The sequence below is a fragment of the uncultured Bacteroides sp. genome, assembly GCF_937912035.1.
In the GTDB taxonomy this organism is placed as follows: Bacteria; Bacteroidota; Bacteroidia; order Bacteroidales; family Bacteroidaceae; genus Phocaeicola.
The window spans coordinates 139,527-164,272 of record NZ_CALDPF010000043.1 but is presented as its reverse complement, the minus strand read 5'-3'; the positions used below and the strand labels follow the sequence as shown (position 1 = coordinate 164,272).

Genomic DNA, 24,746 nt, shown 5'->3' with positions numbered 1-24,746 from the left:
AGGATACAACTGTTGTTGGACAGTTCAAGATGAAGAACCCTAAACCTGAAATGGCTCAGTGGGGTACTCCTTATTTCATAGCTTGGACTACTACTCCTTGGACATTGCCTTCAAACACAGCTCTTTGCGTTGGCCCGAAGATTGACTATGTGGCTGTACAGACTTATAACGGTTATACAGGCGAGAAGATGACTGTAGTTTTGGCAAAACCTCTTCTTTACACTCATTTCAACAAGAAAGCTGAAGAAATAGCTCTTGAAGACTATAAGCCTGGTGACAAACTTATCCCATTCAAGGTGGTAGGAGAGTACAAGGGTACTGACCTCGTAGGTATGGAATACGAACAGCTTATTCCATGGGTTAAACCTGTTGAGGCTACAGCTGATGGATGGGTTGAGGCTTCTGCCAAGGCTTTCCGCGTAATCCCTGGTGATTATGTAACAACAGAAGACGGTACAGGTATAGTACATATCGCTCCTACATTCGGTGCTGACGACGCCAATGTGGCTCGTGCGGCAGGAATTCCTTCATTGTTTATGATCAACAAGAAGGGCGAGACTCGTCCTATGGTTGACTTGACAGGTAAGTTCTATCTGTTGGACGAACTTGATGAGGCTTTCGTGAAGGAATGTGTAAATGTTGATGCTTATAAAGAATATCAGGGACGTTGGGTTAAGAATGCATACGACCCTCAGTTCACAGTTGACGGCAAATATGACGAAAAAGCAGCTCAGGCTGCAGAATCGCTTGATATCTATATCTGCATGATGATGAAGCAGAACAATCAGGCATTCAAGATTGAGAAGCATGTACACAACTATCCTCACTGCTGGCGTACAGACAAACCGGTGCTTTACTATCCGTTGGACAGCTGGTTTATCCGTTCTACTGCAGCTAAAGACCGCATGATAGAACTGAACAAGACTATCAACTGGAAACCAGAATCAACTGGTACAGGACGTTTCGGCAAGTGGCTTGAAAATCTGAACGACTGGAACTTGAGCCGTTCCCGTTATTGGGGTACTCCGCTTCCAATCTGGCGTAACGATGAAGGAGAAGAATTGTGCATCGGTTCTGTAGAAGAACTTTATAATGAAATAGAAAAGTCTGTAGCTGCAGGCTTTATGACAGAAAATCCATATAAGAAACTCGGTTTCGTTCCAGGACAGTACAGCAAGGAAAACTACGATAAGATAGACTTGCACCGTCCTTACGTAGATGATATCGTTCTTGTTTCTGAAAGCGGCAAGCCGATGAAACGTGAAACTGACCTTATCGACGTTTGGTTTGACTCTGGTGCTATGCCATACGCACAGCTTCACTATCCGTTCGAAAACAAGGAGATAGTTGACAACCGTTCTTACTATCCTGCCGATTTCATTGCAGAAGGTGTTGACCAGACTCGTGGATGGTTCTTTACACTTCATGCAATCGCTACTATGGTGTTCGACAGTGTGGCTTACAAGAATGTTATCTCTAACGGTCTTGTACTCGACAAGAACGGTAACAAGATGTCTAAGCGTCTTGGTAATGCGGTAGATCCGTTCGCTACAATCGAGAAGTTCGGTTCAGACCCATTGCGCTGGTACATGATTACCAATGCTTCTCCATGGGATAACCTGAAGTTCGATACTGAAGGTGTGGATGAAGTGAGACGTAAATTCTTCGGAACACTATACAATACATATTCATTCTTTGCACTTTATGCAAATGTCGATGGCTTCTGCTATGCAGAGAAAGATGTACCGATGGAAGAACGCCCTGAAATAGACAGATGGATATTGTCATTGCTCAACTCTTTGATTAAGGATGTTGATGCTTGCTATAATGATTACGAGCCAACCAAGGCCGGTCGTCTGATTACAGACTTCGTGAACGACAATTTGAGTAACTGGTATGTACGTCTGAACCGTAAGCGTTTCTGGGGAAGCTCAATGTCAACAGACAAGCTTTCTGCTTATCAGACATTATATGTATGTCTTGAGACAGTTGCCAAACTGATGGCTCCTATAGCTCCGTTCTATGCAGACCGTCTGTATATGGACCTTGTAAATGTAACAGGACGTGACAATGTAGTTTCTGTTCACCTTGCTAAATTCCCTGTTGCTGATGAAAGTCTTGTAAACAAGGAACTTGAAGCACGTATGCAGATGGCACAGGATGTCACTTCAATGGTACTTGCACTTCGTCGTAAGGTAAATATCAAGGTACGCCAGCCACTGCAGTGTATCATGGTTCCAGTTGTCGATGAAGACCAGAAACGTCATATAGAGGCTGTTAAGGATTTGATTCTTAGCGAAGTGAATGTTAAGGAAATCAAGTTCGTTGAAGGTGCTTCGGGTGTATTGGTTAAGAAAGTTAAGTGTGACTTCAAGAAACTTGGTCCTAAGTTTGGAAAGCAGATGAAAGCAGTAGCCGCTGCTGTTGCAGAAATGTCGCAGGAAGCTATTGCAGAACTTGAAAAGAACGGTTCTTACACATTTGCTCTTGACGGAGGTGACGCCGTTATTGAAACTGCCGATGTTGAAATCTTCAGCGAAGACATCCCAGGATGGCTTGTTGCCAACGAAGGCCGTCTGACTGTAGCTCTTGAAGTGACAATCACTGAAGAACTCAGACGTGAAGGTATCGCACGTGAACTTGTAAATCGTATACAGAATATCAGAAAGAGTAGCGGATTTGAAATAACAGATAAAATAAATATCACTTTATCAAGAAATTCCAATACAGATGATGCTGTAAATGAATATAATAATTATATTTGCAACCAAGTTTTGGCTAACTCACTTGAACTGGTAGATGAAGTTGCTGAAGGTACAGAACTTAACTTTGACGACTTCTCTCTGTTTGTGAAGGTTACCAGACAGTGATAAATGTTCTCATCTGCCGGGTGTTGTAACATCTGGCAGGTACTATTATTAATTTTAAAACTTAAACACTATGGCTGAGAAAACAAGGTATTCTGACGCTGAACTCGAAGAGTTCCGTGCCATTATCATGGAAAAGCTTCAGCTCGCAGAACGCGACTATGAGAAACTTAAAAGCAGTATAATGAATGCTGACGGTAATGATACAGACGATACTTCACCTACATACAAGGTGCTGGAAGAAGGTGCCAGTACGTTGTCGAAGGAAGAAACAACTCGTCTTGCATCACGACAGCTTAAGTTTATTCAGAATCTGCAGGCTGCTTTAGTGCGTATAGAGAACAAGACGTATGGTATTTGTCGTGAAACAGGCAAACTTATTCCTAAGGAACGTCTTCGCGCTGTGCCACACGCTACTTTAAGCATTGAAGCAAAACAACAAGGAAAGAAGTAATTTTTATTGTTTTATGAAATTGAGAATCGAAGTTTTTCGGTTCTCAATTTTTTAGGATAAGATTGAAAGTTGCTTAGTTTTAAGTTTTTTACTGATTTGATAGGTTTTTATATGAACAAGTTTTTTTCACAAGGCAGGATGGCTGCTATCGTTGTAATTGTGGTGTTGATTATTGATCAGATAATTAAAATATGGGTTAAAACATCGATGTTCCTTCATCAGAATTACAAGATAACAGACTGGTTCTATATATATTTTACTGAGAATAACGGAATGGCTTTCGGCCTGGAAATATTTGCAAAATTATTTCTTACCATATTCCGTATAGTAGCCGTTATCTTGATAACATGGTATATTGCCAGACTGGTGCGTCAGACTGAAAAGGTAAAGAACGGATATATTGTATGCTTGTCATTGGTTCTTGCCGGAGCAATTGGTAATATAATAGACTGTGTTTTTTACGGTGAGATCTTTAGTGAAAGTACAAGAACCCAAATTGCCAGTTTTGTTCCGATTGGAGAAGGATATGCCGACTGGCTTCACGGGAAAGTAGTCGATATGTTTTATTTCCCGATAATTGATACATATTGGCCGGATTGGATGCCGTTTGTTGGTGGAGAGCATTTCATTTTTTTCAGTCCGATTTTTAATTTTGCCGATGCAGCCATTAGTTGTGGTATTATTGCTTTGCTTATCTTTTATAGCGGATATCTTAATTCATTGTCTCATTCTGAAAAGAAATAATATATAGATTTTTATGAATAAATATTTACGTTTGTTACTCTGGGTAACGGTTTTGTTTTTTATGTCTTGTGGAAAACAGATTCCGGGCGATATTATACAGCCTGCTGAAATGGAAGACTTGCTGTATGATTATCATTTGGCTCTTACAATGGGTAATGATTTGAGCTATACTGACAGATATAAGCGTGAATTATATAAGAATTATGTATTTGAAAAACATGGAGTGACTGAAGCTGAGTTCGATTCTTCAATGGTATGGTATACCAGAAACAGCATAATGTTGACTGATATATATAAGAATTTGCAAAAAAGATATGAGATTGCAGAAGAACAGATGAGGTCAGAACTTAATAAACGAAGCGGACAGATTTCGGTTTCACTGTCGGGTGATTCTGTGGATGTATGGTCTGACAGAAACATTTATTGGTTGACATCATCGCCTCTAACTAACAGGCTTATGTTCGACCTTAAGGCTGATACTACATTCCATATAGGTGATGTACTGGTGTTTGAGGCAGAATATAACTTTTTGACATACGAGAAGAACAGTGCTAAAGCTGTTGTTGCGATGAATATAACATTCAAAAACGACAGTACTCAGGGCATATCGAGAATAGTCGATAAATCCGGAAAATGGGATTTGACTTTAAAGCCTGACTCTGCATTTGAATATAAAAGTATTAATGGGTTTGTATATTTCAATAATCCTGACAGTACGGAAACATCTGTACTTATAAATAAAATCAGGCTTATGCGTTATAGAAACGGTAGTTACAGGGGTGGCAAATCTGACGGACAAATGCCACAGCCTGCTGTACAACCTATTGTTGAGAGTGATAAATCTAAGGCCAAAAATGAAGATGTACGTATGTCCGACAGAAAAATCAGACGTACAGACAGTGAAGTGAAAGAGTTGAAGCCAATATCAAGTAAATAAAAAAGTTAGTGTGAAGAGATTTGCTTCTCATAGGTTATATATACCACATAAGAACATTTTGCTGAGGAATCAGGTGGTTGAGATTAGTGAAGTTGGGGGCGAAGTGACTGGATATTATCCTTTTATGGAAGAAATTCCATATACCGAATGGATGAATGGCCTCATAGTATTGTCTTACAATGAACCTATTATTTCGGCACATACACATCCGGATCCGATTAATGATTCTGTGGTCCTTTATATAGGGCTGGAAAAAGAAATAAGGAGTGTCCTACCGCTTGATTCCGATATGACATTCCTTACTTTGAAAGCTTATTATGTGACAATGTTTAACGTGTCTGAAGTGAGCTTCTCATTGGATAGCAGGGTGATACAGCTTTGCTAGAGTTGTCTTCTTCTGAATTCTGAACATACAATTGCCGTTGCTACTGCTACGTTTAGCGAATCTGTTGTTTCGTGCCCTTGTGGATAATTGGGAATCAGAATTCTTCTATTTATCAATGCTGAGACTTCCTTGCTTATACCGTTACCTTCATTTCCCATTACTATTAGACCGTTTGATGACAGACCGCTTTCGTATATATTGTCACCGTCAAGAAAAGTACCGAATACTGGAACATCTTTAAGGTTGGAAATTAATTCTTTTATGTCGCAATAATGCAGTTTTACTCTGGCAAGAGCTCCCATTGTGGCTTGCACTGTTTTTGGGCTGAAAGCATCAGCGGTTCCATGTGAACAATAGATGTTGTGAATTCCAAACCAGTCGGCTATTCTAATGATAGTTCCTAAATTACCAGGATCCTGTACATCATCAAGAGCCAGACATAACTCTTTATTCGGACACTCTTCGGATATTGGATAAGACGGTATCTCTAAAACAGCCAGAACATCTTGTGGACTTTTAAGTAGACTTACACGTGATAGTTCATTTTTTTCAACGCAGATTGTTTCATCAGAATTTATGTTAGGGTTTGCTGACAACCAATCTTGGGTTGCAACCAGAATCCTACATCTGAAATGTGGTACAAGTTCAGATACAAGTTTGTTGCCTTCGGCGAGAAATACTTTATTTTCTTTTCTGAATTTCTTCAATTCTAAAGAGTGGATAAATTTTATCTTGTTTTTACTGAGCATATAGTTGTTGTATTCTATGTTTTTTCTTAGGCAAAGCTAATAAGATATTTTCAATAAATGGTTATCTTGTATCTTATAATTGGATAATTTTCATTTACATATTCACTGTTAGTGGATTTTTTTGTAAGTTTGCAAATAAAAAAGTTTGCTTGTAGGAATGATGAACAGAGTTTGTATATACATATATTTCTTGACAGTGGTTATGCTGCTGGGCAGTTGTTCCGTAAGTAAATTTATCCCTGAAGGACAATACCTGCTTGATGAAGTTCATGTAAAAAGTGACAATAAGGAAATAAAATCGTCTGAAATGTACTCATACGTACGACAAAAACCTAATTCAAAATGGTTCAGTTTGGTTAAATTGCCTATGTATATTTATTGTGCGTCAGGCAAGGATTCTACAAAATGGATTAACAGGTTACTCCGTAAAATGGGAGATGCTCCCAGAATATATGATTCATCTGCAGCTGAGGAAACAAGAATGCAAATACTAAGTGCTGTACAGAATAAGGGATATCTTGGTGCTGAAGTCTTCCTGGAAGAGAAAGTAAAGAATAATAAAATTGATGCTTATTACAAAATCTCCACTGGAAATCCATACGTTGTATCCACTATCAGCTATAATATTGAAGATTACGTAATAAGAGGTTTATTGATGAATGATTCCATAAGTATTGGATTGAAAGAAGGAATGCGTTTTAATGTAAATGTACTTGAAGAGGAAAGAAATAGGATTACGCAGTTTCTTCTTAATAGAGGCTTTTACAGGTTTAATAAGGATTATATTACGTTTCAGGCTGATACGGTTTATGGAACATACAAGATTGATCTTACAATGAATATAGCTCTTAGTGACCAAAAAATGGGAAATAGCTCAAATTCATTACATCGTCAGTATAAAGTCAGAACTGTAAATTATCTTATGGATATTGATAATGTATCTGCTAATGTCAATTCATTGAATGATACCGTTAAATATGATCAGCTCAGTATAATATATAATGATAAATTGTTTCTTCGTCCGGGTGTTATAACCTCGCATAACAGGATAGATGCTGGAAAGTTGTATTCTAATCGTGACGTAATGGCTACGTATTCCTCTTTATCAAGACTTGGTATATTGAAATACTCAAATATCAGATTTGTAGAGTATTTTGAGAATGATTCTGCATATCTTGATGCTTTTGTTTCTTTGTCAAAGAATAAGAATAAAACTTTGGCTTTTCAGATTGAAGGAACAAACTCTGCCGGCGATTTGGGAGCTGCGGCGTCAGTAACTTATACTCATAGAAATCTTTTTAAAGGATCTGAAACTTTCAATATCAAGGTCAGGGGAGCATACGAGGCTGTTACAGGTCTAGAGGGTTATGCTAATAACAATTATACGGAGTATGGTGTTGAGAGCAGTTTGGAATTTCCTGAATTTATGTTTCCGTTTTTGCGATCTGATTTCAAGAAAAGTGTTAACGCAAAGTCACAAGTCAGTGTAAAATATAATTGGCAAATCAGGCCTGAGTTTGAAAGAACATTGGCTTCAGCAGCCTGGAGTTACAGATGGAACAGTAGAAGGAAAGCCAGTCATAGGCTTGACGTTCTTGATATAAATTATATATATATGCCATATAGGTCGAAAACATTTATAGAATATCTTGACTATATGGATGAAATCAATCCTCTGTTGAGGTATAGTTATGAAGATCTGTTTATCGTAAGATTGGGATATACATATACTTATAACAGTGCAGGAGTCTCCACTCAGCAGACTGCCAAGAAAAGTTCTTATTCCATCCGTTTCAATATTGAGGAGTCGGGTAATCTTATATATGGATTATCGAAGTTGATACATAGGAAACCTTCTGACGGAGAGTCCTACAAGATGGGGAACATAAGTTTTGCTCAATATGTTAAGGTGGACTTTGATTTTGCTAAGAACATTATGATTGATGAAAGAAATGCACTGGTTTTCCATATTGGTACCGGAGTGGCCGTTCCATACGGTAATTCAAAAAGTTTGCCTTTCGAAAAACTTTATTTTTCCGGTGGTGCCAATAGTGTAAGAGGGTGGAGTGTGCGTTCGCTTGGGCCGGGAGGATATCCTGGAGCAGCGGGTTCCTTAGATTATGTAAATCATACAGGAGATATTAAACTGGATATGAATATAGAGTACAGGACTCATCTGTTCTGGAAATTAAACGGTGCTGCGTTTATTGATGCAGGAAATGTATGGACTCTTAAAAACAGATATTCTGATTCTACCGGACAATTCTCATTTAAACGTTTTTATAAAGAAATTGCAGTTTCTTATGGATTGGGAGTCAGATTTGATCTTGATTTCCTGATTTTGAGATTCGATGGTGGTATGAAAGCTATAAATCCTATGGAATCAGGAGCGAACCGTTTCCCGTTTTTAAGACCGGATTTCTCTCGTGATTTTGCTTTCCATTTTGCTGTTGGATATCCGTTTTGATAGAAATAAATATTATCTGATTTATAATAAAATAATATATGGCTAAAATAGAAACTAAGCTTTATACTCACGATGAATTGCGTGAACTGGAAGAATGGTTCAATGGTAGAGAATTGCCGGAAGATATCCAATTGGATAAAGCTACATATATTCCGAATGTCAAAGAAACCATTGGCAGACTTATGATTCAAGCCGAAATAAACTGTGATAATCCTAAAATGCAAGGAGCAATATATATCCTTGAACGTCTTAAGACTAAGCTTGAAGAAACTCAAAAGTGAATATAATTGCATAAGTCAAAAACATGTACTAACTTTGTCGTTCAAAAGATTAAAAATACTCTTAATATGTTTAGAAGTCATACTTGTGGCGAGTTGAGACTTGCCGATGCAGGCAAAAATGTAACGCTTTCCGGATGGGTACAGCGTACACGTAAGATGGGAGGAATGACATTCGTTGACCTCCGCGATCGTTATGGTATCACACAGTTGGTTTTCAATACCGATGTGAATGCCGACCTTTGTGAAAAAGCCAATCATCTGGGACGTGAGTTCGTTATACAGGTAAAAGGTACTGTGAGCGAACGTTCAAGCAAAAACAATAATATTCCTACAGGTGATATCGAAATCATCGTTTCTGAGCTTAACATTCTGAATTCTGCTCAGACTCCTCCTTTCACTATCGAAGATAATACTGATGGTGGTGACGATCTTCGTATGAAGTACCGTTACCTAGACCTTCGTCGTACTGCTGTTCGCAAGAATTTGGAATTGCGTCACCGTATGACAATGGAAGTACGTCGTTATCTTGATAGCAAAGGATTCCTTGAAGTGGAAACTCCTATGCTTATCGGTTCTACTCCTGAAGGTGCGCGCGACTTTGTAGTTCCGTCACGTATGAATCCGGGACAGTTCTATGCACTTCCACAGTCACCTCAGACATTGAAACAGCTGTTGATGGTTTCAGGTTTCGACCGTTACTTCCAGATTGTGAAATGTTTCCGCGACGAAGACCTTCGTGCAGACCGTCAGCCTGAGTTTACTCAGATTGACTGCGAGATGAGCTTCGTTGAACAGGAAGATATTATCAATATGTTCGAAGGCATGGCAAAACACTTGTTCAAGGAATTGCGCGGTGTTGAGCTTACCGAACCGTTTATCCGTATGCCTTGGGCAGATGCAATGAAATATTACGGTAGCGACAAACCTGACTTGCGTTTCGGAATGAAGTTTGTCGAACTGATGGACATCCTCAAAGGTTATGGTTTCTCTGTATTTGATAATGCTGCATATATCGGTGGTATCTGTGCCGAAGGTGCCGCTACATATACACGCAAGCAGCTTGACCAGTTGACTGAATTCGTTAAACGTCCTCAGATCGGTGCTAAGGGATTGGTTTATGCACGTGTTGAGGCCGACGGTAATGTGAAGTCAAGCGTTGACAAGTTCTATTCACAGGAAGTACTGCAGAAGATGAAAGAAGCATTCGGTGCAAAACCGGGTGATTTGATTCTTATCCTCAGCGGTGATGATGTGATGAAGACACGCAAGCAGCTTTGCGAACTCCGTCTTGAAATGGGTAATCAGTTGGGATTGCGCGACAAGAACAAGTTTGCTTGTCTGTGGGTTGTTGACTTCCCGATGTTCGAATGGAGCGAAGAAGAAGGTCGCTTGATGGCTATGCACCACCCATTCACTCATCCTAAGGATGAAGATATCGCACTCCTTGACACTGATCCGGCAGCAGTTCGTGCAGATGCATACGATATGGTTATCAACGGTGTTGAAGTAGGAGGTGGTTCTATCCGTATCCACGACTCTCAGCTTCAGGCCAAGATGTTCGAAATTCTTGGATTTACTCCTGAAAAGGCACAGGAACAGTTTGGCTTCCTGATGAACGCCTTCAAGTTCGGTGCACCTCCTCACGGTGGTCTTGCATACGGTCTTGACCGTTGGGTATCACTCTTTGCCGGTCTGGATTCAATCCGCGACTGTATAGCATTCCCTAAGAACAACTCAGGAAGAGACGTTATGCTTGATGCTCCTGGTTATCTTGACCAGAAACAGCTTGACGAACTTAACCTGGTAGTTGACATCAAGGAAAAGAACTGATAAAACTTCTTTAAATATAATTAGGCACGGATATAGGTGTGTTTGGATTATACCTGTTTCCGTGCCGTATTTTTGAATTTCATTAATGAAAGAAACAGTACGTATCATAAGGTTTGTCATAGTGGGTACTCTCAATGCAGTGATCGCTGCCTTGGTGGTATGGGTGCTTATGCATATTTGCAGACTTGACTATATGATAGCCAATATTTCTGCATATACGGCCGCACAGATAAACAACTTCCTTTGGTGCAAGTACTGGATTTTTCCTTTGGACAAGGAAACAAAAAAGAACAGCATCCAGCGTCAGATACTGTTCTTCCTTATAGCTTTTGTCATGGCCTACAGCGCCCAGTTTGTGTTCCTTCTTGTATTGGTGGAACTTCTTCATCTCAATGAATATCTTGCCCAGTTCCTTGGACTCTTTGTTTATGGCGCTGTAAATTTTATAAGCAACAAGATGATTACTTTCAAGTAATTTATATTGCATTTGTTTATGCCATATTGTACAAGTCTTTATCTTCCAGATAACTCATATTGTTCTTTGTAATCACATCTCTTGTCTTTTCAGCATCGTCTGTGCGGAATACAAGGATACCTTTTCCTGCCAGTAGGAACGAATACAGATATGATATGCCTATGCCTGCGTCTGTGAAGCTCTTTATTGCATCGGCAGCTCTTCCCGGATAATTGTCGAGTGTTATTGCAAATACTTCCGAAACATTTGCAGATATTCCTGCCTTGCTTAGTGTCTGAAAGGCTCTTTCAGGATCGGAACATATTATTCTGTATATTCCGTATTCCACAGTATCGGAAATGGTAGAGGCTATTAACTGAATTTCTGCCTCTTTCAGCAGTTCGAGAACTTTTAGGAGAGTTCCCGATTTATTTTCTACAAAAACAGATAATTGATGTACTGTCATGATGTATATATCTTTAAATTAATGTTTTACGTAAATCTTTCACTCTCACAGCCTTTCCTTCCTGCTTCGGCAAGCTTCCTTTCGGTACCAGTTTTACGGTTGGGGTAATCAGAATTTCGTCTTTCAGTTGGCGAGTAATTTCCTTTGTAAGTTTTTGCAGTGAGCCGAAATCGTCTGTGAATTCGTTCAGTTCCACTTCTACCGTCATTTCATCGTTTGCATCAAGGTTTGTAAGTGTGATCAGGTAGTCAGAACCAAGCTCTTTGAACTGCATAAGTATGGTTTCTATTTGAATAGGGAAGATGTTTACCCCCTTCAGTATGATCATGTCGTCACTTCTTCCCTTCATGCGGTCAAGGCGTCTGTGATGACGTCCGCACTTGCATTCTCCTGGTAGGAATCTTGTAAGGTCTCTTGTTCTGTATCTTAACAGGGGCATTGCCTCACGGTTTATTGTTGTAAGGACAAGTTCACCCACTTCACCGTCCGGCACAGGTTCCAGCGTTTCCGGATCTACTATTTCAACTATATAATAGTCCTCCCATATGTGCAGACCGTTCTGTTCTGTACATTCGAAAGCCACTCCCGGACCGCACATTTCTGACATTCCGAAAGAGTTGTATGCCTTCACTCCGAGCATTTTTTCTATTCTTTTCCTTTGTTCTTCAGAGTGTGGTTCGGCACCTATTATCAGTGTTTTCAATTTTGTATCCTTAACCGGATCTATTCCCATTTCTTCCATAACCTCATGCAGACGCCCTGCATAGCTTGGTATGGCGTGAAGTGCAGTAGTTCCGAAGTCTGTTATGAATTTAATCTGTCTTTTTGTGTTTCCTGCTGCAGCCGGTACAGTTAGCATTCCAAGTCTTTCAGCGCCATACTGAAATCCCAGTCCACCGGTAAACATACCGTATCCGGACGAGTTCTGGAATATATCTCCGGCTCTCAATCCAACCATGTGCAGACAGCGTGCCACGGCATTTGCCCATTCGTCAAGATCTTTTTGTGTATGGAGTATTACTGTAGGTGTTCCTGTCGTACCGCTTGACGAATGCAGTCTTACCACGTCCTTCAGTGGTACTGCGGCAAGCCCGTAAGGATAGTTGTCGCGCAAATCCTGTTTGGTCGTGAACGGTATTTTTCTTATGTCGTCAAGTGATTTTATATCTTCAGGTTTCAGATTACACTCTTCGAATCTTTTCTTATAGAAAGGTGAGTTCATGCAATGTTTTACTGTTTTTTTCAGTCTTTCCAATTGCAGCTTCTCTATTTCCTCTCTCGTCATTGTTTCCATCTCCGGATGGAGATATTTGCAGTCGTTTTCCATTATAACAATTATTTGTAAGGTTTATGTTTTTATTGGAATATTATTCTGAAATGTTATGTTGAAATTCCTATGACTGCAAAATTAGAAAAAATCATCAAAACAGCAAGGAAAAATTTCATTTTTGCTGCTCTGATGATTTATGTGTGTCAATTTGATGTTATTTTTATTCGTTTTCTGTCTTTTTAAGGTATCCTACCGGCATCTCAACCATTGCGCATCCCAGCATGTTGAGCCTTACAGATACTTGACATTTCCCTTCTATGTCGATTAGTTCTCCTTTTAATCCGTTTAGCGGTCCTTTTATTACTTCGACTTTTTCCCCGGGTTTGAGTTGTTCGTTTGTGAATCTTACTGTATCTTCTGAATAGTCCAACATGAACATGAAACGTTCCATTTCTTCGTCTCTAATTATTGCAGGTTTGTGTGTAGCCTTGTCTATCATGGTACCGTTTATTGAAGGGACAGATTTCAGAATTTCAATTCTGTCTTTTTCATTCGATTTTACAAAGATAATCATCGGAATAATAACAACTTGTATCTTTTTCTTTCTGTCGCTCCATTGTCTTACGGTTTCCTGCAGTGGCAAATAGTTTTTGATTCCCATATTGGATAGCTTTTCTGCAGTCTTTTTTTCGTGATGCATTTTTACATACATCGCATACCAGTGTTCGTTCTCCATTTGTGTCTTGTAGTTTACTTTTCGTTTAAGCTCCTACAAAAGTATAAATAAAAATTAATAGTACATTTTTTATTCATTAAAACTTTCTTCATGTTATGTCTTTCATTATTTTACAAATTATGAGGTATGGTATATATTTTTTATTATATTTGTTCTGAGTAAAGTAATAAATAATTTTTGTATGAACGAAATTGAGGTTATTATAATAGGAATATCTAATTTATTAAAACCTTCTACATCGCATGCCCTGATTTTGGAGGAAGTTACGAGTTGTAATGGTGGAAGGCGTTTGGCAATGATTATAGGCGATAGAGAAGCTTCCGATTTAAGAGCATGTATGTCCGGTTACAAATCTCCTCGTCCATTGACCTACGATTTTGTTAATTCTCTATTGCATGAAGCTGGTATTTCTGTAGATAAGGCTGTAATATACGATGTCAACGACGGTATTTTTAATTCTTATATATACTGTACACGTTCTGATGGGACTAGTTTTAAAGTTGATTCACGCCCTACCGATGCATTGGCTTTATCTTTTAAAATGGGGTATCCGGTTTATGTTTTAGATGATTTGCTTGAAAAAGAAAAGATTCGTATTGTAACTTCTGATGGTTCTGGATTTAGTATGCCGCTTAATTCTGTAGGTACTGATATGCTGAAAATGGATTTGGAGGCAGCTGTTAATAATGAAGATTACGAGAGAGCCGCAATGCTAAGAGATGAAATATCAAGGAGAAAAAATAAAGATCAATGTTAACTAATATGTATAACTATTTATATTGTGAGATTAAGGTATAAAAATAGTTAACCATGATGCTTTTTTCTTTGTTTTTATATGTTACATAACATAAAACCCGTATATTTGCACTGTGTTTTTCATGGTATTAGATTTAAGGTTAATGAAGATTGGGAGTCTGGGAAGATTCCCTTTTTTTATGCCTTATATTTTACCGGAGAAAATGACAGTTCATTTTAATTGAAACGACAAAGCGTTTTAGGTAAAATGACAGGTAATTTTTTTGAAATGTATCAACATGATTATTATGGAAACAGAAACTATAAAACTATTGAAAGAGTGGGCTGAGACTTACCATTGTGCATCGTTTATTCCCGACGACCCAGTACAATTCCCTCACAGATATACCGAACAGCGTGATATTGAAATTTCAGGTCTTCTTACGGCTGTTCTCAGTTTTGGCAATCGCAAGATGATACTCCGCAAGGCAGACGAACTGGATGCCATTATGGGACATTCACCCTTGCAATATATCCTTTCTGGGAAATGGAGAGATGATTTCCGTGCTGACGACAAGAGCAGTTTCTACAGGATGGTGTCGCATTCCGACTTCCGTTTTTATCTTGAAAAACTTTATTCCGTCTATTCTGAAGGAAAGACTTTGGAGGACAGACTATTGGAATATAACGGAACACCGATGCAGAAACTATGCGCGTTTCTTGAGGTCTCAGACCGTTCGCCACAGAAGAAACTCAACATGTTCCTGCGCTGGATGATACGTCAGAATTCTCCAGTTGACTTCGGTATGTGGAAAAGAATGGATGCTGCCGATTTAATTATTCCTCTTGATACCCACGTATGCCGTGTGGCGCATCTTCTGGGACTTACTGATAAGCCAGTGTTCTCGCTCACAAACGCTAAAAGAATAACGAATGCTTTGGCAGAAATATTCCCTGGTGATCCTTGTATGGGGGATTTCTCACTTTTCGGCTATGGTGTGAATAATAAAGATTAAATCAATGAAAAATGAAAGTATTGTTTTTATAAATAGTATAAATCAGAAATTCATCGAAGCATAAATGCCGTAATGACCGTCACCTGCTACGGGACTTATCGTAAGATTATGTTTCTTGGCAAACGGACGTGTGAATATGTATGAGCTGGCAGTACCTATAACGGCTCCTGCCGCAACATCCCACCAGTCATGTTTCTTGCCATAAACGCGACTCCAGCCTACATACGTTGACATTACGTATGCCGGTGCTCCCCATTTCCAGCCATAGCGACGCTGTATGAAAGACGCAGCCGCGAATGATACTGACGTGTGCATGGAAGGGAAGGAGTGAAAGTTGCTATGGTCAGGACGTTCTTTCTTTACGGCATATTTCAGTGCATATGTCACTCCAAGTGTGGTTATGCCTGAAAATACTCCTTGTTTCAACCCCTGCCAATCCTTGTTTATAAGAATGGCTGTCAGTCCGGCTACTGGCAAAAGCACTGCACCTATATCACCGGATGTGCGGACTGCCTTACGGCTACCGGTAACTTCGATGGTCTGTGCGCTTATGGAGAATGACAGCAGGCAAACCATAAATAATATGCTGGTTCTTTTAATCATATTTTTTTATCATTTAGTATAGAAACACAAACTTCAGCGTGTCTGTTCAGCTGAATATTTCCATTATTTTAGGAATAAATATAATCAGTCCTACTATGGCTGCTGATATGGCAAGTATAAGCACTGCTCCTGCAGCAAGATCTTTAGTACGTTTGATAGCTTCATTATATCCTGGTGAAATAAGGTCTGCAATGGCTTCTATTGACGAGTTTACAGCTTCTGCTGCAAGTACTGTTCCTATGGCAAACGTTACAGCTATCCATTCTGTAGCGGATATGTCAAAAGCAAATCCTGCTATTATTACACATACAGCCGCAAAACAATGTATCCATGCATTGTGTTCACGGGTAATGAGCAATATTATGCCGTTAAAGGCAAACTTAAAACTCTTCAGCCTTTTTCTGAGTGTAAACCCGTCGTTCTTCATCTCTATATTATAAATCGATGGTTACTTCCACCGGACAGTGGTCTGAACCGAATATTTCTGTATGTATTTTTGCTCCCTGAAGTTTATCGGCAAGGCGTGCCGAAGCCACGAAGTAGTCAATACGCCACCCTGCGTTCTTTTCGCGTGCCTTGAAGCGGTACGACCACCATGAATAGATATTCTCCATGTCAGGATAGAAATGGCGGAATGTATCTATAAAGCCGGCATCGAGCAGTGTCTGGAACTTTTCTCTTTCCTGGTCGGTAAATCCTGCATTCATGCGGTTGGTCTTTGGATTTTTCAAATCTATCTCTTTGTGTGCCACATTAAGGTCTCCGCATACTAATACAGGTTTCTTGCTGTCAAGATTCTTGATGTATGCCCTAAAATCGTCTTCCCATGTCATACGGTAGTCCAGACGTTTAAGTCCGTCTTGTGAGTTTGGAGTATATACCGTTACAAGGAAGAAGTTTTCCATTTCCAGTGTTATCACACGTCCTTCATGGTCATGTTCGTCAATACCTATGCCGTATGTAACGTTCAGAGGCTGGTGGCGTGTGAATATTGCTGTACCGGAATAACCTTTCTTTTCAGCATAATTCCAGTATGATGTATATCCTTCGAAACTGAGGTCTAACTGTCCTTCCTGCATCTTTGTTTCCTGCAGGCAGAAGAAATCGGCATCAAGTGCCTTGAATGAATCACGGAAACCTTTGTCGCAGCAGGCGCGGATTCCGTTTACGTTCCATGAAATAAGGCGCATATTGAATTAATAATTAACAATTAAAAAAGATTATATGGCTTCAGTTACGAGTTTACAAGGCATTATGGAAACTTCGTTATCTCGTCAACTTGTCAACTGAGCCTCATTTTCTTATATCAAAAAGATAAGTAATTTTGCCACATATATAAGTATGTGCCGAGCGTGAAAAATAGTCTTTCTTTGTACTGTTGAAAAAATCGCTAAGTCCGAAATAGTACCTGCCTTCAAGTAGGAAGTGACCTATACCTGTACGTATTTCCAGACCTCCGCCACCAATCAGTCCATAATCGAAACCGTTTTCAGCAGCTTTGCCGTATTGCTCTTTTTGTATTGAAGGCATGGCATGAGTTTCCTTTTCACCTATCAGAAATCCTATCTGAGGTCCTAGGTTAAGAATGAATCTTGCTCCGTTTCCGTGTTCTTTACCGAATGCCAGATGCGCCAGAAGAGGTACTTCTACATAATTCATAGCTCTCTGATAGCTGTCACCACTATTGTCTTCTATTACTTCTTTCCATCCGCGCTGGGAGTAGTTCACTTCCGCTTGAATACCACAAATCATGCTGAAATATTTCTCGGAGATATATCTGGCGGTGAAACCCATTTGCGGTCCTACGAGGTAGCCTTGTTTTATTCTTGGAGCAAAATCAACATTGCTGAAATTTACACCTCCGCTTATACCTATGGAAAAGTTATGTTTCTGTTCTTGCAATTGGGCTTGTGTTTCAGTAACGTTTAGCCAGCAGAGAAAACATACTAAAATGGATATATATTTTTTTATAATCATTCAAAGTCAAGTTTAATCAGTTCATAATCCTTTGAGAAATGTACGAAGAACACTTTTCTGTTTATAAATCCTCCCCAGTTATTTACACGTTCGAATTTGAATCCTGTCTGGATTGGAGTAACTTGTATTGAAGCTAGGTTTTCTTCCATTTTATTTCCGTATTTAGCCAAACCCTTTAGGAAGAAATAACCGGTGTCATACCCTAGCATTCCGTATTTTGGGTAAATATTAGCCATGTCTTTACTATACCAACGGCGGTATGCCTGAGTGAAGTTTATGGCAGCTGGGAAAAGATTGTTTGTATAGAATGATGAATAAAAATAAGTGTCAAGCTCATAAAAGCTTGCCAGATAATCGTTGGTATAAGTCTGCCATTCTGGATAACCAAACATATTTATCATGTAATGAGGCTTTTCGCGACGGATCTGTGTGAGTTGAGGAAGAATCTTTACCAAAGCAGTACTCTTTCCGGAAGTAGGAATGAATATATTGTTTCTCAGTGTATCCATAACGCTGATTATCTCATAAAAATTGTCAGTCAGTGTAAAGTCACGGTAACTTATTCCCTTGTCTTTCAGCTCTGTTTTCATTCCTTTGATAAATTCATCTTTTTCTCTGTCACCGTTGCCGGCATTAAGGAATATCACATTACTGTCGCTGAACTTACGGTTGAAGTGTTCGTATACCTCTGAGTACAGATATGACTGTGGAGTGTTAACCTGGTAGATATGTGGATTCTTGAATACCTGATCTACTTTTGGGGCAAATGGTACGACCAGACGAATGTTGTTTTGGTCTGCAAAAGTTGCAAGAGCATCGATGTCCTGTGTCCTTGCAGGTCCGAATATTATATCCATACTCTTCATTTCCTTCTTGGCAAGAATGTTGTTCAGCGTTGCTTCTCTACCTTTGGTGTCGTATGTATAAAGGTCAACAGAAACGCCCTGTTTTTTCAGACTGTCCACTGCCATGAGAAAACCTTCATAGTATTCCACCATTCTTAGCTGTTCGTCAATGTTTGCACTTGTTCCTGACATGAACGGAAGAAGTACTGCTGCCTTGATTGTCTTAATGTCTTTTCTTGAATCTTCCAACTGGCTGAATATCTCTTCGTTGGTGAGTTCCTGTTTTTCAGGCTTTGATTCCGGTTTTTGAGCTTTTTGGTCATTTTTTCCGTATGGGATGAACAGGAAAGTGCCTTTTTTCAGCTTACCTTTTTTCAGCTCAGGATTGGCTGCAATAAGTTCCTCTTCAGTGATTCCATATTCGCGGCTGATGCTGAAAATTGTTTCTTTCCTTTCCACTTTATGCATGTCTTTCCAGTCATTCATCTTCACATTTGTTTTCTCCTGTTCAGCTACTTTAGGAGTTTCTTTTTGTGGCTTGGAATCAGACTGGACGGGAATTATTATCACTTGTCCGGAACGAAAATTTTCACTGCTAAGTCCAGGATTAGCTTCGCAAATAGCCTGAGTGGTGACGTTATATTTCACAGATAGGCGATACAAAGTTTCACCTGCTTGTATTGTGTGGAATACTGGTTTGTCGGAATTGGAATTGGTTGCCTGAGGAATTTTAAGTGCAGCTCCTTCGCGGATTTGCTTGTCGCTTCCTGGATTCAGGCGTACAATGTCGTCAATAGTAACATTATACATACTTGATATGGAATATAGGCTTTGGCCTTTTGTTACTGTGTGAAGAAAATATCCGCTCTCGGCAGATGCCTGAGCCATTACTTTAATGCTGCTTCCGGCCATGAGTGCCAGTGCAAGAAATACAGATTGAATAAATTTCATTTTTCAGCTATATGATTATTTACGGGCAAAAGTACGAAAAAAGCATTATCTTTGCAATGTTTCACTGAATATTAAGATATGACAGAAGGAAAAGAAACGATAAGCGTGCAGGGAGCACGTGTACATAATCTGAAAAATATAGATGTCGAAATACCGCGCAACAGCCTTACGGTTATCACCGGGCTGAGTGGAAGCGGTAAGTCATCGCTTGCATTCGATACAATCTTCGCCGAGGGACAGCGCAGGTATATAGAGACATTCTCCGCATACGCCAGAAATTTCCTTGGTGGAATGGAACGTCCTGATGTTGACAAGATTACAGGACTGAGTCCGGTTATCTCAATCGAGCAGAAGACGACCAACAAGAATCCGCGTTCCACTGTGGGTACAACTACCGAGATATACGATTATCTGCGTCTGCTCTATGCGCGTGCAGCTACGGCATATTCCTATCTTTCGGGAGAGAAGATGGTGAAATATACCGAGGAACAAATCATAGAACTTATAAACCGTGATTATAAGGGAAAGCGTATCTTTATACTTTCTCCATTGGTTCGTACCCGAAAGGGACATTATAAGGAGCTGTTCGAACAGGTCAGAAAAAAAGGCTATCTTTATGTTAGAGTTGACGGTGAAGTGAAGGAAATCACTCACGGAATGAAACTGGACAGATACAAGAACCATGACATAGAAGTTGTGGTAGATAAAACAGTTGTAACCGAGAAAGAGGATAAAAGGTTGCGACAGAGTGTGGCTACTGCCATGCGGTTGGGAGACGGTCTGCTTATGATACTAGATGCGCAGACAGAAAGTGTGCGTCACTACAGTAAGCGTTTGATGTGTCCTGTGACAGGACTTTCTTATCGTGAGCCAGCACCACACAATTTCTCTTTTAACTCTCCGCAGGGCGCATGTCCGCGATGCAAGGGATTGGGATATGTCAATCTTATAGATGTTGACAAGGTAATTCCTGACCGTACGCTTTCTGTGTATGAAGGGGCAATAGCACCACTTGGGAAATATAAGAATGCCATGATTTTCTGGCAGTTGAGTGCATTGCTTGAACGACATGAAGCTACGCTTAAAACTCCCGTAAGCGAATTGCCTGACGATGCCATTAATGAAATTCTTTACGGTTGCGATGAGCGTCTGAAGATAGACAGTTCACTGGTACACACTTCGTCAGACTATTTCGTAGAATACGAAGGTATAGTGAAATATATACAGATGATGCAGGAGAAAGATGCTTCTGCCACTGCACAGAAATGGGCGGAACAGTTTGCCAAGACAGATGTTTGTCCTGAGTGTAAGGGGATGAGGCTGAATAAGGAGGCTCTACACTTCCGTCTGCATGACAAGAATATCTACGAACTGGCTTCGATGGATATAAACGAATTGTACGAATGGCTGCAGGGAGTGGAGGAACATCTGGACAACAAGCAGAAAGTAATAGCTCAGGAAATTCTGAAGGAGATCCGTACACGACTGAAATTCCTTCTTGATGTGGGACTGGAATATCTTTCTCTTAACCGTACTTCAGTCAGTCTTTCAGGTGGCGAAAGCCAGCGTATTCGCCTTGCAACACAGATTGGTTCGCAACTTGTAAATGTACTTTATATCCTCGATGAACCTAGTATAGGACTTCATCAGAGAGACAATGTCCGACTGATAAACTCTCTGAAAAGCCTTAGAGATATAGGTAACTCGGTGATAGTGGTAGAGCATGACAAGGATATGATGCTGGCATCGGACTATATAGTGGATATGGGACCTAAGGCAGGACGATTGGGCGGCGAAGTGGTATTTGCAGGAACTCCGCAGGAGATGTTGAAGACACACACTATGACATCGCAGTATCTGAATGGTGAAATGAAGATAGAAATACCTGCCAAAAGAAGACCGGGTAACGGCAAGAAACTTTCCTTGTTCGGAGCAAGAGGAAACAATCTGAAAGGAGTTGATGTGGAATTTCCGTTGGGAACACTTATTTGTGTGACAGGTGTTTCGGGAAGCGGTAAGTCAACTCTTATCAACGACACTCTTCAGCCTATACTTTCTCAACATTTCTACCGTTCGCTTCAGGACCCTTTGCCATACGACCGTATTGAAGGACTGGAGAATATAGATAAGGTGGTAAATGTGGATCAGTCGCCGCTTGGGCGTACTCCGCGTTCAAATCCGGCTACATATACCGGAGTGTTCTCAGATATAAGAAACCTGTTTGTAGGTCTGCCGGAAGCAAAGATACGTGGTTACAAGCCTGGGCGTTTTTCGTTCAATGTAGCCGGAGGACGCTGTGAGGCTTGCGGAGGAAACGGATATAAGACCATAGAAATGAACTTCCTGCCTGATGTGCTTGTTCCTTGCGAGGTATGTCATGGAAAGCGATATAACCGTGAGACATTGGAAGTAAGATACAAGGGAAAGTCAATAGCCGATGTGCTTGATATGACAATAAACCGTGCTGTGGAGTTCTTTGAGAATGTGCCTCAGATACTGAATAAGATAAAGGTACTTCAGGAAGTAGGTTTGGGATATATCAAGTTGGGACAGCCCTCAACCACTCTTTCCGGTGGAGAGAGCCAGCGTGTGAAACTTGCTACCGAACTTTCCAAGAAAGATACAGGAAAGACTTTCTACATCCTTGACGAACCTACCACAGGTTTGCATTTCGAGGATATCCGTGTACTGATGAATGTACTCAACCGTCTGGTGGACAAAGGAAACACAGTTCTGGTTATAGAACATAATCTTGATGTTATAAAGATGGCTGACTATATCATCGACATGGGACCTGAAGGCGGAAAGGGTGGAGGACAGTTGCTTTCGTGCGGAACACCTGAGGAAGTGGCTATGTCTGATAAAGGATATACACCTAAATTCCTTAAAGAAGAACTAAATCAGAAATAAATTGTTTAATCTATACAGACGTAATTATGAATGCCGTTTAATCAGCTTTTAAAAAGTATTTAAATAGCTTTTAAACGGCATTTAAACATTGTTTAAAATTATAACATTATACAGTTATGGCTAAAGAAAAAATATCCAAGACCAATGTGGCAAGACTTCTGGACAAGGATAAGATAAAATACGAACTTGTACCATATGAGGTTGATGAGAATGATTTGAGTTGCGTGCATGTGGCTGCAACTCTTGGTGAGAATATAGAACAGGTATTCAAGACACTTGTACTTCATGGCGATAAGTCAGGGTATTTTGTATGCGTGATTCCTGGAGAACATGAGATTGATCTGAAACTGGCTGCCAAACTTTCAGGGAACAAAAAATGCGACCTTATCCCAATGAAGGAACTTCTTCCACTTACGGGATATATTCGTGGAGGTTGCTCTCCTATAGGTATGAAGAAACATTTCCCTACATATATTCATCACACTTGTAATTATTTTGACTATATATATGTAAGTGCCGGAGTACGCGGGTTGCAGGTTAAGATAGCTCCTGCAGATTTGATTAAGGTGAGTCGTGCGGAAGTTTGCACATTGTTTGAATAATAAATAATTTATCTATGATATTTACAGCAGAGAATATACTTTTGATTGGATCGGTGCTTATCTTCACCAGTATATTGATAAGCAAGACCGGTTATCGTTTCGGAATACCGACATTGTTGCTTTTTCTCCTTGTGGGAATGATGTTCGGTAGCGACGGACTTGGATTGCAGTTCAATAGTGCCGAGGATGCACAGTTTATAGGAATGATGGCACTCAGTATCATCCTCTTTACCGGGGGTATGGAGACTAAGTTTACAGACATTAAGCCTGTTCTTAAAGAAGGTATTGTTCTCTCTACCGTAGGGGTTCTTCTGACGACTTTACTTACCGGACTGTTTATCTTCTATATTTCGGGATGGAACAGTACGAATATCGAACTGACATTCATGGTGTCACTGCTTCTGGCAGCTACAATGTCTTCTACCGATTCGGCTTCTGTGTTCAGTCTTCTCCGTTCGCAGAAAATGAATCTGAAGGAAAACCTTCGTCCTATGTTGGAGTTGGAAAGTGGAAGTAATGACCCTATGGCATATATGCTCACGATTGTTCTTATACAGGTAATATCCAGCGGTAGTTCGCTTAGTATAGGTCTTTTGCTCAAAGACCTGTTTGTACAGTTCCTCATTGGTGGTGCTTTGGGGTATTCCATGGGACGGTTCATGTCATGGCTCACAAACAAGATAGGTCTGTCAAACTCATCACTTTATTCAATACTTCTTCTGAGTATGGTTTTCATTACTTTTACTGCTACTGATATGCTTAAAGGTAATGGTTATCTGGCTGTATATATAGCCGGTGTGGTGGTCGGGAATATGAAACTGACTTATCGAAAGGAGATTGTTACATTTATGGACGGACTTACCTGGCTGTTCCAGATTATAATGTTTATCACCCTCGGATTGCTTGTAAATCCTCATGAAATGCTTGATACTGCCGTAGTAGCATTGCTTATCGGCGTATTTATGATAGTTGTGGCACGTCCGTTGAGTGTGTTCGCGTGTCTGCTTCCTTTCAGGGGAATAAGTGCCAAAGCCAAACTTTTCGTTTCGTGGGTTGGACTGCGTGGTGCTGTACCAATCATATTTGCCACATATCCTGTGATTGCACATATAGAAGGTTCACATCAGCTGTTTAATATAGTGTTCTTTATCACTTTACTGTCACTTGTAATTCAAGGAATGACAATTTCTTCTGTGGCACGTTGGCTTAAACTTGACTTACCTTTGGAGAAGGAAGGAAACGAGTTTGGAGTAGAACTGCCGGATGAGATAGATTCGCAGCTTCACGACATAACTCTTAATGAAGAAATGTTGGTACACGGTAATCGTCTGGCTGATATGAATATACCTAAAGGTTCGCTGGTTATGCTTATCAAACGTGGAAATGAGTTCCTGATTCCTAACGGACAGATGGAACTGCATGTGGGTGACAAATTATTGTTTATAACGGAGAGTACGAAAGATTAAA

The 24,746-nt window shown here is 40.0% G+C and carries 23 protein-coding genes; 14 read left to right on the top strand and 9 right to left on the bottom strand.

Annotated features, from left to right (window positions below):
- The 5 genes from ileS to Q0486_RS13100 form a co-directional block, all read left to right on the top strand.
- A partial coding sequence (gene ileS / locus Q0486_RS13120) for an isoleucine--tRNA ligase (protein WP_299234157.1) occupies positions 1-2,870 on the top strand: 2,870 nt, incomplete at its 5' end.
- Between the two features lie 70 nt (positions 2,871-2,940).
- Positions 2,941-3,321, top strand: a complete 381-nt coding sequence (locus Q0486_RS13115) for a TraR/DksA C4-type zinc finger protein (protein ID WP_204393956.1) — start codon at positions 2,941-2,943, stop codon at positions 3,319-3,321.
- Positions 3,322-3,432: 111 nt separating this feature from the next.
- Complete coding sequence (locus Q0486_RS13110) at positions 3,433-4,065, top strand: lipoprotein signal peptidase (protein ID WP_299234151.1); 633 nt, start codon at positions 3,433-3,435, stop codon at positions 4,063-4,065.
- 13 nt (positions 4,066-4,078) lie between these two features.
- Positions 4,079-5,002: a DUF4296 domain-containing protein gene (locus tag Q0486_RS13105; RefSeq protein ID WP_299234148.1), complete on the top strand. Its 924-nt coding sequence runs from the start codon at positions 4,079-4,081 to the stop codon at positions 5,000-5,002.
- Between the two features lie 10 nt (positions 5,003-5,012).
- Positions 5,013-5,387, top strand: a complete 375-nt coding sequence (locus tag Q0486_RS13100) for a hypothetical protein (RefSeq protein WP_299234145.1) — start codon at positions 5,013-5,015, stop codon at positions 5,385-5,387.
- On the opposite strand, the gene Q0486_RS13095 is transcribed toward Q0486_RS13100, so the two are convergent.
- Positions 5,384-6,136, bottom strand: a complete 753-nt coding sequence (locus tag Q0486_RS13095) for an RNA methyltransferase (protein WP_299234142.1) — start codon at positions 6,134-6,136, stop codon at positions 5,384-5,386. The two genes, Q0486_RS13100 and Q0486_RS13095, sit on opposite strands and share 4 nt — an antisense overlap.
- 160 nt (positions 6,137-6,296) lie before the next feature.
- On the opposite strand from Q0486_RS13095, the gene Q0486_RS13090 reads away from it, so the two are divergent.
- From Q0486_RS13090 to Q0486_RS13075, 4 genes are all read left to right on the top strand, one after another.
- The gene (locus tag Q0486_RS13090) at positions 6,297-8,603 is read left to right on the top strand and encodes a BamA/TamA family outer membrane protein (RefSeq protein WP_299234188.1); all 2,307 of its coding nucleotides are present in this window, start codon (positions 6,297-6,299) and stop codon (positions 8,601-8,603) included.
- A gap of 38 nt (positions 8,604-8,641) precedes the next feature.
- A complete protein-coding gene (locus Q0486_RS13085; protein WP_299234140.1) occupies positions 8,642-8,884 on the top strand; it encodes a hypothetical protein in 243 nt (80 codons plus the stop codon).
- Positions 8,885-8,950: 66 nt separating this feature from the next.
- Complete coding sequence (gene aspS / locus Q0486_RS13080; protein ID WP_299234138.1) at positions 8,951-10,714, top strand: aspartate--tRNA ligase; 1,764 nt, start codon at positions 8,951-8,953, stop codon at positions 10,712-10,714.
- Between the two features lie 85 nt (positions 10,715-10,799).
- Positions 10,800-11,189 carry a GtrA family protein gene (locus tag Q0486_RS13075; protein WP_204393943.1) on the top strand — a complete coding sequence of 130 codons (390 nt, stop codon included), beginning with the start codon at positions 10,800-10,802 and terminating at the stop codon, positions 11,187-11,189.
- A 16-nt stretch (positions 11,190-11,205) separates the two neighbouring features.
- On the opposite strand, the gene Q0486_RS13070 is transcribed toward Q0486_RS13075, so the two are convergent.
- The 3 genes from Q0486_RS13070 to Q0486_RS13060 form a co-directional block, all read right to left on the bottom strand.
- Positions 11,206-11,634 carry an amino acid-binding protein gene (locus Q0486_RS13070; protein WP_154044100.1) on the bottom strand — a complete coding sequence of 143 codons (429 nt, stop codon included), beginning with the start codon at positions 11,632-11,634 and terminating at the stop codon, positions 11,206-11,208.
- 13 nt (positions 11,635-11,647) lie between these two features.
- Positions 11,648-12,961 (bottom strand): phenylacetate--CoA ligase, encoded by a 1,314-nt coding sequence (locus Q0486_RS13065; protein WP_299234134.1) that lies wholly within the window; start codon positions 12,959-12,961, stop codon positions 11,648-11,650.
- Between the two features lie 163 nt (positions 12,962-13,124).
- Complete coding sequence (locus Q0486_RS13060) at positions 13,125-13,640, bottom strand: UpxY family transcription antiterminator (RefSeq protein ID WP_299234131.1); 516 nt, start codon at positions 13,638-13,640, stop codon at positions 13,125-13,127.
- A gap of 181 nt (positions 13,641-13,821) precedes the next feature.
- Between Q0486_RS13060 and Q0486_RS13055 the strand changes: the two genes are divergently transcribed.
- On the top strand, positions 13,822-14,397 hold the full coding sequence (locus Q0486_RS13055; RefSeq protein ID WP_299234128.1) for a bifunctional nuclease domain-containing protein: 576 nt from the start codon (positions 13,822-13,824) through the stop codon (positions 14,395-14,397).
- Positions 14,398-14,683: 286 nt separating this feature from the next.
- Entirely contained in the window at positions 14,684-15,391 is a 708-nt protein-coding gene (locus Q0486_RS13050; protein ID WP_299234125.1) for a TIGR02757 family protein, read from the top strand.
- Positions 15,392-15,433: 42 nt separating this feature from the next.
- Here the strand turns inward: Q0486_RS13050 and Q0486_RS13045 are convergent, their stop codons facing one another.
- The 5 genes from Q0486_RS13045 to Q0486_RS13025 all read right to left on the bottom strand — a co-directional run bounded on the left by Q0486_RS13045 (position 15,434) and on the right by Q0486_RS13025 (position 19,767).
- Positions 15,434-15,994: a phosphatase PAP2 family protein gene (locus tag Q0486_RS13045; protein WP_299234122.1), complete on the bottom strand. Its 561-nt coding sequence runs from the start codon at positions 15,992-15,994 to the stop codon at positions 15,434-15,436.
- A gap of 46 nt (positions 15,995-16,040) precedes the next feature.
- A complete protein-coding gene (locus Q0486_RS13040) occupies positions 16,041-16,421 on the bottom strand; it encodes a diacylglycerol kinase family protein (protein ID WP_299234119.1) in 381 nt (126 codons plus the stop codon).
- A 7-nt stretch (positions 16,422-16,428) separates the two neighbouring features.
- Positions 16,429-17,184, bottom strand: a complete 756-nt coding sequence (locus Q0486_RS13035; protein WP_154044093.1) for an exodeoxyribonuclease III — start codon at positions 17,182-17,184, stop codon at positions 16,429-16,431.
- Positions 17,185-17,287: 103 nt separating this feature from the next.
- Positions 17,288-17,971, bottom strand: coding sequence for a porin family protein (locus Q0486_RS13030; RefSeq protein WP_299234116.1), 684 nt, complete (start codon positions 17,969-17,971; stop codon positions 17,288-17,290).
- Positions 17,968-19,767, bottom strand: a complete 1,800-nt coding sequence (locus tag Q0486_RS13025) for a LysM peptidoglycan-binding domain-containing protein (RefSeq protein WP_299234114.1) — start codon at positions 19,765-19,767, stop codon at positions 17,968-17,970. The genes Q0486_RS13030 and Q0486_RS13025 overlap by 4 nt, the downstream gene beginning before the upstream one ends.
- A gap of 78 nt (positions 19,768-19,845) precedes the next feature.
- Here Q0486_RS13025 and uvrA point away from each other — a divergent pair, with 78 nt between their 5' ends.
- The 3 genes from uvrA to Q0486_RS13010 all read left to right on the top strand — a co-directional run bounded on the left by uvrA (position 19,846) and on the right by Q0486_RS13010 (position 24,745).
- Positions 19,846-22,677 (top strand): excinuclease ABC subunit UvrA, encoded by a 2,832-nt coding sequence (uvrA, locus tag Q0486_RS13020; RefSeq protein ID WP_299234111.1) that lies wholly within the window; start codon positions 19,846-19,848, stop codon positions 22,675-22,677.
- Positions 22,678-22,793: 116 nt separating this feature from the next.
- The gene (gene ybaK, locus Q0486_RS13015) at positions 22,794-23,279 is read left to right on the top strand and encodes a Cys-tRNA(Pro) deacylase (RefSeq protein ID WP_299234108.1); all 486 of its coding nucleotides are present in this window, start codon (positions 22,794-22,796) and stop codon (positions 23,277-23,279) included.
- Positions 23,280-23,293: 14 nt separating this feature from the next.
- Complete coding sequence (locus tag Q0486_RS13010) at positions 23,294-24,745, top strand: potassium/proton antiporter (protein WP_299234105.1); 1,452 nt, start codon at positions 23,294-23,296, stop codon at positions 24,743-24,745.
- The last annotated feature ends 1 nt before the right edge of the window (position 24,746 follow it).